The following is a 13049-nucleotide window of genomic DNA, read 5'->3' on the forward strand; positions in this document are numbered from 1 at the left end:
CCGCTAGGGTGAGCCGCGTGGAGCGCGCCTTCCGCCGGGTGGCGGTGATCATCCCCGCCAAGGACGAGTCGCGGCGCATCGCCGCCACGGTGCGGGCCGCCCGTGCCATCCCGCACGTGGACCTCGTGCTCGTCGTCGACGACGGGTCCGTGGACAGCACGCAGCACGTCGCCCGGGAGGCGGGGGCGGTCGTCGTGCGGCACTCGCACAACCGCGGCAAGGCCGCGGCCATGGAGACGGGGGCGGCCGTCGTCGCCATGCGGGACATGCCCGACCGGCCGGCGCGCGACCTGCTCTTCATCGACGGCGACCTGGCCGACACGGCCGTCAACACCGCGCCGCTGGTCGGGCCCGTGCTCGCGGGGGAGGCGGACCTCACGATCGCGCTGCTGCCGCCCCAGCCGGGTGCCGGCGGGCGCGGGTTCGTCGTCAAGGCGGCACGTCGGGCGGTGGCGTCGCTGACCGGGTGGACGCCGACGCAGCCGCTGTCGGGGATGCGCTGCCTCACGCGCGAGGCGTTCGAGGCGGCGACGCCCCTGGCGCGCGGCTGGGGCGTGGAGGTCGGCATGACGATCGACCTGCTGCGCCGGGGCTTCCGCATCCAGGAGATCCCCTGCGAGCTCAAGCACCGCCCGTCGGGCACGGACCTCAAGGGCCAGCTGCACCGCGCGGCGCAGTACCGCGACGTGCAGCTGGCGGTCAACGCCCGGCGGTTGCGGGCGGCCGTGGGGGGGCTGCCGCGCGGCGCGGCGCCCCGGCGTCCGGCCACGGGACGCGGTCCGGAGGACTGAGCCGCAGCGCTCGTGGCAGGTGCAGCTCCGCCGTGGCACCCACGAGGGCCGGCACCGCCACGGCGACGCCGGTCGCGGGGATGATGATCCCCGAGTCGTTGACGAGGAAGCCGACGGCCAGGCCCAGCCCCGCGGCGACGAGGCCCGCGCGCACGAGCGGCACGGCCTGCTCGAGGTCCGCCGCCTCCCGCGCCAGCTCCGCGGCCTGGCGCCGGGCCGTGCGGGCGAGCACCCACAGCAGCGCGATGCCGGCGACCGCGGGCACGAGGTAGCGCCAGGTGGTGAGGATGCCGAGGTTCGCGTCGAGCTTGCGCTGCAGGACGGGCAGCAGCCCGCCGTCCAGCACGGTCGCGACGAACCGCCCGAGGTGGGTGCGCTCGTCGGCCGGACGTGCCCAGTCCAGCAGGGCGAACCCGCCGACGACGGCCGCCCCGACGGCCACCACCGCGGCGACGACGCGCCAGCGCACGGGCCGCCCGCTGACGACCAGCGCCAGGTAGGCGAACGAGATGAGCAGGGACGGCGGCCCGCCGAAGTCGCTGCCCAGCCCGGGCGCCCCGTCCACGACGACGAGCAGCAGGCCCAGCGCGACGACCCCGGCGAGCGCGGCCCGCCGGCGCCCGGCCCGGACGAGCACGTCGCCCAGGACGACGGCCAGCATGACCCCACCCGCGAGCAGGAGCGCGAAGCCCTGGTTGCTCATGCCGTAGAAGCGCGCGGCGAGGATGCGGTGGGCCCCCATGGGGGAGTCGATCGTCAGCCACGAACCCGTCAACGCGTCCGCGACGAGCACCCCGACCGTCACCGCCGCGACCACCGCCGCCGGCCCCAGCACGTACCGGCGCCAGGGGCCGAGCAGCGCCGCGGCCGTGATGACCAGCGCCCACCCGAGCAGCGCCGCCCAGAAGCCGAGCACCGGCGCCCCGGCCCGCCACCACGGCACGAGCCCGGTGAGGAAGGACGCGACCGGCCAGGCGGCCAGGAACGGTCCGACCACGCGCAGGACCCGCACCGGCCCGCGCAGCGCGCCGTGCTGCCGGTCCCGCGGGCGGGTGAGCACGAGCGCCGCGGCGACGAACAGCGCCACCTGCAGCAGCACCAGCACGGTCGAGAAGCCGCCGCTGACCTCGCGGACCTGGTCGGCCTCGGCCGCGACGTCCTCGAGCAGCGCGATGCGCGCCCCGGCCGTGGCGGGGCCGCCGGTCGCGCGCATCGTCGAGCCGGACATGGCGGGGTCGGCCGGCAGGCCCAGGGCCGACAGGACCGTGGGCGCCACGTCCACGGCCTGCACGAGGCCGCGCTGCTGCGTCGAGCCGGTGGTGAGCAGGCCGGGACCCGCCCAGCGGGTGCCGGCCGGGCCGGTCGCGGCGGCGAGCTGCAGCTCCGCGCGCCCCGAGTCCGCGAGGGACACGACGAGCACCTGCGCCCCCGTGCCCTCCGCGCCGGCCAGGACCGCGGCGAGGGTGCTGTCGACGACCGCGACCTGCTCGGCCCGCGGGGCGAAGGCGGTGCCCTCGCGGTCCCGCACCCCGCCGGCGTCGACGACGACGAGCGGGGCGGCCGCCAGCGCCGAGGTGACCTGCTCCGACAGCCCGCCGGCGGGCGCGCGCCGGCTCTCCCACGTGCCGACCTGCAGCCCCGCGCCGTCCGCCAGCGCCACGGCCGCCCCCGGGCCGATGCCCGCGGGGCTCACGCCCGCCTCCCGCAGCGTGTCCCCCAGCAGCCCGATGCGGGCGTCGTAGGCCTGGTCGACGACCGCCGCGGCGTAGTCCGACCAGCCGGGCGCCAGGCCGTCGGGACCGATGTCGACGAGGACGCGGCAGCGGTCCCGCACGAGGCCCTGCTCGTCCTCGGCGGCGAGGTCCTCCTCGGTCACGTGCGCGAGCCCCGTGCGCTCCAGCGGCGGGGCGTCGGCGGCCCGCGCGCCGGCGGAGACGCCGAGCCACCCGTCCGCCGGGCACGCGCTCGACGAGACGCTGCGCGCCGCGACGTCGGCCAGGCGCGCGTCCTGCGCCAGGGCGTGCAGCGCCGGCGTGCCCGTCGCCGTCACGTCGTCCCAGCGGACCCCCGTGACCCCGACGAGCAGGACCGGCGGCTCGTCGGCGGCGCGGGCGGGCGTCGCCCCGGCCACCAGCAGCACGAGGAGGCCGGCGAGCGCCGCGAGCGCGACGGACGGGCGGGGGAGGGACCGCGGGAGCACGCGGCCAGGCTACGGGCAGGCCGCGTAGGGTCCCCCCGGGGCGCGGCGCCTCCCGCCGGGACCCGCACACGGCGTCCACGCCCCCTCCACAGCCGCCCGACCCGTCCGTCCGACAGGCCCGACCGACCCGGAGGAGCCATGCCCGCCCCCGACGCCCCGCGCTACGCCTACCTCGGCCCGGCCGGCACGTTCACGGAGGCCGCGCTGCGCCAGGTGGCGGGGCCCGACGAGGCCGTCTACCTGCCGCAGACCGACGTGGGCTCGGCCATCGCCGCCGTGCGGTCCGGGGAGGCCGACCTCGCGGTCGTCGCCATCGAGTCCACGGCCGAGGGCGGCGTCACCGCGACGCTCGACGCGCTGGCCACGGGCGAGCCGCTGGTCCTGCTGCGGGAGATGCTCGTGCCGGTCCAGTTCACGCTCGTGGCACCGGCCGGCACGGACCTGGCCGACGTGCGGCGGGTCAGTGCGCACCCGCACGCCTGGGTGCAGTGCCGGCGGTGGCTGGCCGCGCACCTGCCCGGGGCGATGCACGTGCCCGCGACCTCCAACACCGCCCCCGCGGCGATGCTGGCGGCCGGGGACGGGCCGGTGCCGTTCGACGCGGCGCTCGTGCCGCCGGCCGCGGTGGGCACGTACGGGCTGGTCCCGCTGGCCGAGGACGTGGCGGACAACCCGTCGGCGATGACGCGGTTCGTCGTCGTCGGGCCCCCCGGGGACGTGCCGCCGCCGACCGGGGCGGACAAGACGACCCTCGTCGTGCACCTGCCCGACAACGAGGCCGGGGCGCTGCTGGCCATGCTCGAGCAGTTCGCCGTGCGCGGGGTGAACCTGTCGCGCATCGAGTCGCGGCCCATCGGCGACGCCCTGGGGCGTTACTCCTTCTCCATCGACGCCGAGGGTCACATCGCCGAGGAGCGCGTGGGGGAGGCGCTGATGGGGCTGCACCGGCGCTGCCCGTACGTGCGGTTCCTCGGCTCCTACCCGCGGGCAGACGCCGTCGCCCCGACGATGCACGCCGGTACCACCGACGCGGAGTTCGTCGCCGCCCGCGCCTGGCTGCGGGCGGTGCGCACGGGCGGCGCCGGGGCCTGACCGCTGGTGCCCGTCCACCTCCGAGAGGTACTGCGGCGACACCCCGGCGCGGTCCGCCACGTCGACCAGGCGGAGCCCGGCGTCGCGGCGCGCGTCCCGCAGCCGCTGCCCGATGGCCCGCCGCCAGGCCAGGCCGTCCGGGGCGGGCCGAGGGGCGACGGTCGTCCGGTCACCGGCGGCGACGCGGGTGCGGGCGAGCGGACGGCGACCGGCGCGGCGGGGGAGCGGGAGGACGGTGACGACGGCGCTCATGCCTCGGACGCTAGCCAGGCCGCGGCCGGCCGGGCCCCCGCTCCGCTGAGGGCAGAACGCGCCGGGTGGGCCCACAACGGCACGGCGGTGCGGACCGGTGCCGACGGACGGTGGGCGACCTGGAGGACGCGTGGAGGACCGAGTGCCTCGACGATGACGGCGAGGTCGTGCTCGTCCTGCACCAGTCGGACGACATCACCGACTACGTGCGGCTGCGCACCTCGGGCCGTGCGCCGGCGCCCGACGCCGACGACCTGCAGGAGCGCGTGCGCGAGGTGGAGGCGGACCTGTACGCGCGCACGCGCGAGCTGGAGGTCCTCAACGCCCGGCTGCGGGACGCCAACGAGCGGGACCGCCGCACCGCCCGCGCGCTGGCGAGGCTGGCGCGAGCGGCGTCGGAGCTGGCGCACGCCCAGACGGTGGCGGACGTCGTGGAGCACGCCCTGGGGCCCGGCGCCGCCGGCGCGGTGGCCATGTTCGGCGTGCTCGACGGCGACGCCCTCCGGCTGTTCTCGACCACCCCGGGCACGGTCGCCGGCACGGTCGCCGGCACGGTCGCCGGCACGGTCGCCGGCACGGCCGTCGAGCGGGTCGTCCCACGGGACGCGGCGCTGCCGGCCGCGCGCGCCGCCCGGGGCGAGCGCCTCGTGGCCGACGAGCACCTCGACGCCGCGCCGGGCGCCGCCGCCGGTGAGCCCCTCGGCCCGACCTGGGTCGCGCTCCCGCTGCGGACCGGCGACGAGGTGCTCGGCTCGCTCACGCTGTCATGGCCCGAGCCCCACACCTTCGACGGGACCGAGCACCAGCTGCTCGACGCGCTGGCCACGCAGTACGCGCAGGCCCTCGTACGCGTCCGTCGCCTCGAGGTGGAGCGCGAGCTCGCCGACGCGACCCGGCATCTCGCCGAGGCCCTGCAGCGGTCGCTCCTGTCCGACCCGGTGCAGCCCGAGCACGGGCAGGTCGTCGCGCGGTACGCCCCGGCGTCGCGCACCGCGAAGATCGGCGGGGACTGGTACGACGCCTTCGTGCAGCGGGACGGCGCCACGGTCGTCGTCATCGGCGACGTCACCGGGCACGACGTCAACGCGACCGCGGCGATGGGGCAGCTGCGGTCCCTGCTGCGCGGGTGCGCTGGTCGAGCGCCGGGCACCTGCCCCCCGTCGTCATCCGGCCCGACGGCACCGCCGACCTGCTGACCACGGGACGCAACGACGTCCTGCTCGGCGTCCGGCCGGATGCCGCCCGGACCGAGCACCTGCGCACGCTGGAGCCGGGTGCCACCCTCCTGCTGTACACGGACGGGCTCGTCGAGCGCCGGGACGAGGACCTGGCCGCGCGGCTGGAACACCTGCGCCGCACCGTGGAGGAGCTCGCCGCGGGGGACGGCGAGCTCGACACGCTGTGCGACGAGGTGCTGGCCCGCGTGCTCCCGGCGCACCCGGACGACGACGTCGCGCTCCTCGCGGTCCGCCTCCACGCGCAGGACCGGTAGGCCCGGCCACGGCCCTCGCACTGTGACGGTGCTGGCAGCGGCGGCGCCTCGACGGGCGCGACCGGCCGGCCTCTGCCTACCGTCCCCGCGTGACGGACGTGCGGGGGCAGGCACCGGGCGCCGCCATCGCGCTCCTGGAGCCGCTCGCCCCGCGCCCGGCCTCGCGGCCGCGGCTGACCGCTCGCACGGTCCTGGTGCTCCTCGCGGTCTACGCGGGCGCGCGGGTCCTGTCGGCGCTGCTGCTGCTCGTCGTGCACCGGACGGGCGTCGTCGACGACGGGCCCGGAGGCCTGGGCGTCGGCCTCGCGGCGACGCTGCCCGGGACGGGCTTCACCGACCTCCTGCAGGGGTGGGACGGGGAGTACTACCGGCGGATCGCCGAGGACGGCTACCCCACCGACCTGCCCCTCGACGCCGACGGCGAGGTCGCCAAGAACGCCTGGGCCTTCATGCCCGTCTACCCGCTCCTGGCCCGCGGGGTCATGGCCGTCACGGGCCTCGGGTTCGGCGCCGCCGGCACCGCCGTCGCGCTGCTGGCCGGCGCGGCGGCCGTGATCGTCCTGCACGTGCTGCTCCTGCCGCACGCGGGTCGCCGCGCCGCCACGCTCGGGGCCGTGCTGCTGGCGATCAGCCCGATGTCCTTCCTGTTCACCGTCACCTACGCCGAGAGCACGTTCCTCGTCCTGGTGTTCGGCGCGCTCGTCGCGATGACGCGGCAGCGGTACGCGCTGTTCGCGGTGCTCGGCGTCGTGGCCGCGTTCACGCGGCCGGGTGCGCTGGCGCTGGCCTTCGCGCTGGTGCTGCTGCACCTCGTGCGGGCCCGACGAGGCCTGGTGCAGCACCGGCGCGAGCACGTGGCCGCCCTCGGCGCGGCCACGGCCGTGACGCTGGCCGGTCTCGCGTGGCCGGTCGTCGCCGGTCTCGTCACGGGCCGCGCTGACGCCTACCTCGCGACCGAGACCGCCTGGCAGCAGGAGTACACGGGCCGAGCCGGCTTCGTGCCGTTCACGCCCTGGTTCCGGTTCGCCTCGGCGGTGCTCGACCCGGTGCTCGGGCCGGGTGCCGGAGTGGTGCTCGTGACGCTGCTGCTCGGGACGACGGTCGTCGTCGTCGCGCGGCGGTGGAACGCGCCGGGGGCGGACCTCACCGTGTGGGCGGTCGCGTACCTGGCCTACCTCGTCGCCGTGTTCGTGCCGCAGCACAGCACGTTCCGCCTCCTGCTGCCGCTGGCCCCGGCGCTCGGTGACCCGGGGCTCACCGGGACCCGACGACGAGCGGCGCTCGCGGTGGGGGCCTCGCTGGCGCTGCAGCCCGTCGCGGTGCTGGCCCTGTGGGTCGTCGTCGCGCCCTGAGGGCCGGAGTTCACCGAGGGGCGGGGACGGGACCTCCGTCCCTGGACCGGGGCGGGCGTTCCGGTCGATGGTGAGGGAGCCGGCGACCCCGGCACGCCACCCGCGCCCACGAGGAGCCCCCGATGTCGACCCTGACCGCGACCCACCCGCACCACGCCCCCCACACCGCCGTGGCCGCGGCGCTCACCGCGCTGCACGACGGCGCCGAGCGCGGCCACGACCTCGTCGAGCGCGTGCGCACGGCCCCCCTGCCGGAGCCGACCGGCGTGGCCGGCCGGGTGCGCCGCGCCGTCTGGGTCGCCGTCAGCTCCGCCGCGCTGGGCGGCGGTGCGCTGCTCGTCACCGGGCTCCTGGCGGGGGTCGTCGACGTCCTGTCCTGAACCCCGCCAGGACCGGGTCAGCCGGCGTCGCCGCAGGCGAGGCCATCCCGGAGGGCCGTCAGGTTCTCGCGCATGAGGCCCGGGTAGTCCTGCCCCTCGGCGACGCGCTCGATCGGGTGCAGCACCGCCGTCGTGACGCCGAGGTCGTCCGCGAGCGTGGTGGCGACCTCGGGGCTCGTCGTCGCCTCGAAGAACACCGTGCGCACGCCCCGGCCCTGCACGACGTCCACGACGGCACGCAGCCGGGCCGGGGACGGCTCGACGTGCGGGTCGATGCCGGCGATGCCCACCTGCTCCAGCCCGTAGGCGCCGGCCAGGTAGCCGAACGCCTCGTGCGCGGTCACGAGGGTGGCACCCGCGCACCCGGCCAGCCCGGTGCGGTACTCGGCGTCGAGGGCCTCGAGCTCCCCGACGAGCCGCTCGGCGCCCGCCCGGTACGCGCCCTCGCCCGCCGCGTCCACGGCGACGAGCCCGTCCGCGACGTCCTCGGCCAGCCGCGCCATGCGGGTCGGGTCGAGCCAGACGTGCGGGTCGCCCTCCTGGTCGGCCAGCGTCGCGGCGTCGACCAGGTGCTCCGGCACCTGCAGCGCCAACGCCTCGTCGACGCCGGTCTGCATCCCGCTCAGGTGCACGACGAGGTCCGCCGCGCCGAGCGCCGCCACGCCCTGCGGCGACAGCTCCGTGGCGTGGCTGTCCGCTCCCCGCGCCGTGAGGTTCTGCAGCTCCACCCGGTCGCCCGCGACCTCCTGCACCACGTACTCCAGCGGGTAGGAGGAGGTGACGACGAGCGGACGGCCGTCCGGACCGGCACCGTCGCCCGTGTCGCCACCGCCCGCACCACCACCCCCACCACCGCCCCCGCCGCCCGAGCAGGCGACGAGGGCGGTGAGCGCGAGGGCGGCGGCGCCGGCGCGGGCGGGTGCGCGCAGCCCCCGCGGCATCAGTGGTCGTGCCCGGCGTGCGCCTCGGCGGCGCCGGTGACGCCCTCGAGCTCGTTGGGCACGACGTCGAGCTCCGCGCTCGCCCAGACCTCCCCGGTCGCGATGTCCACGGCGTGCACGGCCCTGGCGGCCGGGTCGGTGATGTAGGCGGTGCCCTCCATCGTGAAGACCTGCGGCTGCGGGTCCTGCCAGTTCCCCGACACCTCCCACGCGTCGATGACGGGGACGGACCGCGTCACCGTGCCGGCGACGACGTCGATGACGTGCAGCGACCCGTCCGTACCGAGCACGACGCCCTCGCCGTCCTCGCCGCGGCCCAGCGACCGGTACCAGTAGGAGGAGGGCAGGTCGACGAGGCGCACCGTCGCGGTGGTGGTGTCGATGAGCGACACGCGCGTCGTCAGGTCGATCTCCGCGTCGGGGTCGCTCTTGTAGTCGCCGATGACGACGGTCTCGTCCGCCGCCACGGTCTCCCCGTGGACGTCCGGGCACTGGTCGTTCGCCGCGAAATCCTGGCCCTCGGCGTCGAGGACGCGGATGCCGGTGCGGCCCTCCTCCGTGCCCTCGGAGACGACCATGCGGCCGTCGGACAGCTCCACCGCGACGCCGTGGTGCGCGGACGGCGTGGTGTACGTGCGCTCCTCGCGGTCCGCGTCCTCGATCTCGGTGCTGTCGAAGGCGGTCACGTCCCCGGTCCCGTCGTCGAACAGGACGGTGCGGCCGGCGTGCGTGACGACGTGCGCGGGTTCCTCCGCCGGGAACACGGTCCCGGTCAGGTGCGGCTCGGCCGTGTAGAAGTGCGAGTGGTCGCCGTGCGGCTCCTCCCACGCGCCCGCGTCCAGGACGTGCCACCCGCCCTGCCCCGAGACGAGCAGGTGGCGGCCGTCGCCGGCCGGGTTCAGCCGGACGAAGCCCTCCATCTCCTCGTCCGCGAGCACCTCGAGCGTCGTGGCGTCGAGGACCTGGACGCCACCGTCGTAGGAGATGGCCAGGCGCGGGGAGGAGGCGGCGGCCTCGACGGCGTCGGCGGCGCCGTGCGCGTCCTCCGTGGCGCCCGGGGCGGTCGTGCCGGTGGACGTCGCGGACGGCTGGGTGCCGCCGCAGGCGGTGAGGAGCGCGAGGGGCAGCACGGCGGCGGCCGCGAGCGACCGGCGTCGGGTCGGGGTGGGGTGCTGCGCCGTGGGGTACGCGGGACGCCCCCTGCTGCGCGACGTCGACGTCGCGGTGCACCGCTGCGAGTGCGTGGCCGTGACCGGCGCAAACGGGTCCGGCAAGACGACGCTGCTGCGCGCGGTGCTCGGTGCCGCGCAGGTGCTGGGCGGCTCGCTCGAGGTGTCCACGCCGCGCGTCGGCTACGTGCCGCAGCGCGACAGCCTCGCCTCCGTCGTGCCCGCGACCGTCGGGGAGGTCGTCGCCGTCGGGCGGCTGCCGCTGACCGACCCCCTGCGCCGCCTGCGCCCGTCGGCCCGACGCGCCGACCGCGAGGCCGTGGCCGCCGCCCTCGACCTCGTCGGCCTGGCCGACAGGGCGCGCACCCCCATGGCCCAGCTCTCCGGCGGCCAGCAGCGCCGCGCGCTCGTGGCGCGGGCGCTGGTGGCCGAGCCGGAGCTCCTGCTGCTCGACGAGCCGACCGCCGGCGTCGACGCCCGGCACCAGAGGGTGCTCGCCGACGTCCTGGACCGCGTGCGCCGGGCCGGTGTGGCGGTCCTCGTCGTCACGCACGAGCCGGCCGCGCTGGCGGGCGCCATCACCCGGTCCCTGGCCGTCGCGGACGGGCGCGTCGGGACGGTGGCGGCGTGAGCGACCTGCTGACGGTCCTCGACTACGGCTTCATGCGGCGGGCGCTGCTGGCCGCGGCGCTCGTCGGGGTGGCGGCACCGCTCGTCGGGACGTTCCTCGTCCAGCGCGGGCTGTCCCTCGTCGGGGACGGGCTCGGGCACGTGGCGCTCGCGGGCGTCGCGGCCGGCGTGCTGACCGGGACGGCGCCGGTGTGGACGGCCCTCGTCGCCGCCGTCGGGGCCGCGCTGCTCGTGGAGGCCGTGCGGGCGCGCGGGCGCACGGGCGGCGACGTCGCGCTGGCCGTCGTGTTCTACGGCGGCATCGCCGGCGGCGTCGTGCTCATGAGCCTCGCTCCCGCCGGGACGACGACGAACCTTGAGGGCTACCTCTTCGGCGCCATCACGACGACGAGCCCGGGGGACGTGCGGGTGTTCGCGGTGCTCGCCGCGGTGCTGCTCGTCGTCGTGACCGTGCTGCGGCCCTGGCTGTTCGCCGTGGCCGTCGACGAGGAGCACGCGCCCGCCGCCGGCCTGCCGACGCGGGCGCTCACGTCGGCGCTCGCCGTGCTCACGGCCGTCACCGTCGTGCTGTCGATGCGGACGGTCGGCCTGCTGCTCATCAGCGCGCTCATGGTGCTGCCCGTCGCCGCGGCGCAGCGCGTGTGCCGCAGCTTCGGATCGGTCGTCGTCGCCGGGTCCGCCGTCGGGCTGGTGGCGAGCGTCGGCGGCGTGACGGTCTCGGCCGCCGCCGGCACCCCGTCCGGCGGGACGATCGTGCTGCTCGCGCTGGCCGCGTTCGCGCTGGCGGTCCTCGTCGGCGGCCTGCGGCGACGCGGGCTGAGCCGGTCCTGGGCCGGCACTGCGACCCGTGGGGCGCGCCCGTAGCCTGACGCGATGCCCGAGGGTCACACCGTCCACCGAGCCGCTCTCCAGCTGGCGCAGGACCTCGTCGGGCGGCCCGTCGCCGTCTCGTCCCCCCAGGGCCGGTTCGCCGCGGGTGCCGAGCGGCTCGACGGGCGCGTCGCCGAGCGGGCGGACGCCGTCGGCAAGCACCTGTTCCTGTCCTTCGAGGGCGATGCCGTGCTGCACGTGCACCTCGGGCTCTACGGGCGCTGGGACCTCGCCGGGCGGGTGTCGCGGCTGCGCGCCGACGCGCTCGAGGACCCGGCCGCGTTCGCCGACCGGCCCGTGCCGGCCTCCGCCTCGTCGGGCGGCGCGGGCCGGGGCGGGTCCCGGCACGTGCGGCTGGGAGAGCGCGAGGTGGAGGACGAGGGGGACGCCGAGGGCGAGGAGCCGCTCGACGGCCCCACGTTCCCGCCGGATCCCGTCGGGCAGGTGCGCGTGCGACTGCTCACCGAGCACACGGTGGCGGACCTGCGCGGGCCGACGGCGTGCGAGGTGCTGGACCCGGAGGGGGCGGCGGCCGTCGTCGCCCGGCTGGGGCCGGACCCCGTGGTGGGCGACGAGCTGCGGCAGCGTCTCGGTGGCGCACCGGCCACGCGCAGCCCCGCCGACGAGGCCGTGCACCGGATCACGAAGCGGTCGGTGCCCGTGGGGCAGCTGCTGATGGACCAGGCCGTCGTCGCCGGCGTGGGGAACATCTACCGCGCCGAGCTGCTGTTCCGCGCGCGGCTGGACCCCTGGACCCCCGGTAAGGAGGTCCCCGCGAAGACGGCCCGTGCGCTCTGGGAGGACTGGGACACGCTCCTGCGCGACGGCATCCGCACCGGGATGATGATCACGCGCGAGGACCTCGACGCCGAGGGCCGCGCGGCTGCACGGCGCGACAGGTCGCAGCGGCACCACGTCTACCACCGCCAGGGGCAGCCGTGCCTCGTCTGCGGGACGCCGGTCGTCATCGAGACCATGCAGGCCCGCAACCTGTTCCGCTGCCCGTGGTGCCAGGTCCGGCCCGGGACGCGTCGCCGCGCGCGGCGCGCGCCGCGGTGAGGGGCCGCGGCCCGGGGGCGACGGCGCGGGACGAGCACGTCGAACGGGTGCGCATCGGTGGTGCCGTCCTGCGGGTGCGCTCCCGCACGGGTGGACAGGCGTCGGGGGCGGCGTCGGGGGCGGCGTCGGGCTCAGGGGCCGACGAGGGCCGCCACGACGTCGTGCTCGTCCACGGGCTGGGCGTCGACGGGCTGTACTTCGAGCGGCTGACCCGACGGCTGACCGACCTCGGCGCGGTGCACCGCGTCGACCTGCCCGGCTTCGCAGGCCTGCCGCTGCCGGACCGCGAGCCCGTCGAGGTCGTCGACCACGCCGAGCTGCTCCTGCACTGGCTCGACCGGGCGCGGCCCGTCCGGCCGGTGCTCCTCGGGCACTCGCTCGGCACGCAGGTCGTCGTCGAGGCCCTGGCCCGCCGGCCGGACGCCGCGACGCACGCCGTCCTCGTCGGCCCGACGGTGTCCCCCGACGGGCGCACCGCGCACCAGCAGGTCGGCCGCCTGCTGCGGTCCGCGGTGTTCGAGTCGCCCGGCACGCAGGCGCTCATCGTCCGTGGCTACGCGCGGTGCGGCGTGCCCTGGGCGGTACGCCAGCTGCGCGCGATGCTCCGGCACCCCACCGAGGACCGGATCGGGCGGGTGGCGGTGCCGGTGCTCGTCGTGCGCGGGACCCACGACCGGGTCGCGCCGCGGGGCTGGGTGCAGGACCTCGCGGACGCCGCCCCCCGCGGTGCGGTGGCCGAGGTGGCGGGGGCGTCGCACGCCGTGGTGCACGACCACGCGGAGGAGCTCGCCGCGCTCGTGCGGGAGCACGTGCGCCGCTGA

11 protein-coding genes and 1 pseudogene are annotated in these 13049 nt (G+C 77.5%); 9 read left to right on the top strand and 3 right to left on the bottom strand.

The window, feature by feature from the left end; genetic code table 11:
* The first annotated feature begins 8 nt into the window (after nucleotides 1-8).
* Complete coding sequence (locus AC2TDM_RS00625) at nucleotides 9-791, top strand: glycosyltransferase family 2 protein (RefSeq protein ID WP_373308404.1); 783 nt, start codon at nucleotides 9-11, stop codon at nucleotides 789-791.
* On the opposite strand, the gene AC2TDM_RS00630 is transcribed toward AC2TDM_RS00625, so the two are convergent.
* Nucleotides 700-2991: a hypothetical protein gene (locus tag AC2TDM_RS00630; RefSeq protein WP_484635488.1), complete on the bottom strand. Its 2292-nt coding sequence runs from the start codon at nucleotides 2989-2991 to the stop codon at nucleotides 700-702. The genes AC2TDM_RS00625 and AC2TDM_RS00630 overlap by 92 nt on opposite strands.
* Before the next feature lie 138 nt (nucleotides 2992-3129).
* Between AC2TDM_RS00630 and pheA the strand changes: the two genes are divergently transcribed.
* The 4 genes and pseudogenes from pheA to AC2TDM_RS00650 all read left to right on the top strand — a co-directional run bounded on the left by pheA (nucleotide 3130) and on the right by AC2TDM_RS00650 (nucleotide 7559).
* Nucleotides 3130-4083 (top strand): prephenate dehydratase, encoded by a 954-nt coding sequence (gene pheA / locus AC2TDM_RS00635; protein ID WP_484635489.1) that lies wholly within the window; start codon nucleotides 3130-3132, stop codon nucleotides 4081-4083.
* A 671-nt stretch (nucleotides 4084-4754) separates the two neighbouring features.
* Nucleotides 4755-5827 (top strand): annotated as a pseudogene (locus tag AC2TDM_RS00640) (PP2C family protein-serine/threonine phosphatase).
* 89 nt (nucleotides 5828-5916) lie between these two features.
* A complete protein-coding gene (locus AC2TDM_RS00645; RefSeq protein ID WP_484635490.1) occupies nucleotides 5917-7179 on the top strand; it encodes a hypothetical protein in 1263 nt (420 codons plus the stop codon).
* 122 nt (nucleotides 7180-7301) lie between these two features.
* Nucleotides 7302-7559, top strand: coding sequence for a hypothetical protein (locus AC2TDM_RS00650; RefSeq protein WP_484635491.1), 258 nt, complete (start codon nucleotides 7302-7304; stop codon nucleotides 7557-7559).
* A gap of 17 nt (nucleotides 7560-7576) precedes the next feature.
* Here the strand turns inward: AC2TDM_RS00650 and AC2TDM_RS00655 are convergent, their stop codons facing one another.
* Nucleotides 7577-8500: a metal ABC transporter substrate-binding protein gene (locus tag AC2TDM_RS00655; RefSeq protein ID WP_484635492.1), complete on the bottom strand. Its 924-nt coding sequence runs from the start codon at nucleotides 8498-8500 to the stop codon at nucleotides 7577-7579.
* Entirely contained in the window at nucleotides 8500-9630 is a 1131-nt protein-coding gene (locus AC2TDM_RS00660) for a hypothetical protein (RefSeq protein ID WP_484635493.1), read from the bottom strand. The genes AC2TDM_RS00655 and AC2TDM_RS00660 overlap by 1 nt, the downstream gene beginning before the upstream one ends.
* Nucleotides 9631-9679: 49 nt before the next feature.
* On the opposite strand from AC2TDM_RS00660, the gene AC2TDM_RS00665 reads away from it, so the two are divergent.
* Genes AC2TDM_RS00665 through AC2TDM_RS00680 form a run of 4 tightly spaced genes read left to right on the top strand, consistent with a single transcriptional unit; the run spans nucleotide 9680 to nucleotide 13049 of the window.
* A complete protein-coding gene (locus AC2TDM_RS00665) occupies nucleotides 9680-10300 on the top strand; it encodes a metal ABC transporter ATP-binding protein (protein ID WP_484635494.1) in 621 nt (206 codons plus the stop codon).
* On the top strand, nucleotides 10297-11163 hold the full coding sequence (locus AC2TDM_RS00670; RefSeq protein WP_484635495.1) for a metal ABC transporter permease: 867 nt from the start codon (nucleotides 10297-10299) through the stop codon (nucleotides 11161-11163). The genes AC2TDM_RS00665 and AC2TDM_RS00670 overlap by 4 nt, the downstream gene beginning before the upstream one ends.
* A 9-nt stretch (nucleotides 11164-11172) precedes the next feature.
* Nucleotides 11173-12228 carry an Fpg/Nei family DNA glycosylase gene (locus AC2TDM_RS00675; protein WP_484635496.1) on the top strand — a complete coding sequence of 352 codons (1056 nt, stop codon included), beginning with the start codon at nucleotides 11173-11175 and terminating at the stop codon, nucleotides 12226-12228.
* Complete coding sequence (locus AC2TDM_RS00680) at nucleotides 12225-13049, top strand: alpha/beta fold hydrolase (protein ID WP_484635497.1); 825 nt, start codon at nucleotides 12225-12227, stop codon at nucleotides 13047-13049. The genes AC2TDM_RS00675 and AC2TDM_RS00680 overlap by 4 nt, the downstream gene beginning before the upstream one ends.

The sequence above is a fragment of the Cellulomonas sp. plas2 genome (assembly GCF_057221735.1).

Coding starts and splice junctions, on each gene's coding strand:
- AC2TDM_RS00650 (WP_484635491.1), top strand. CDS start 7,302: ATGTCGACCCTGACCGCGACCCACCCGCACCACGCCCCCCACACCGCC.
- AC2TDM_RS00655 (WP_484635492.1), bottom strand. CDS start 8,500: ATGCCGCGGGGGCTGCGCGCACCCGCCCGCGCCGGCGCCGCCGCCCTC.
- pheA (WP_484635489.1), top strand. CDS start 3,130: ATGCCCGCCCCCGACGCCCCGCGCTACGCCTACCTCGGCCCGGCCGGC.
- AC2TDM_RS00675 (WP_484635496.1), top strand. CDS start 11,173: ATGCCCGAGGGTCACACCGTCCACCGAGCCGCTCTCCAGCTGGCGCAG.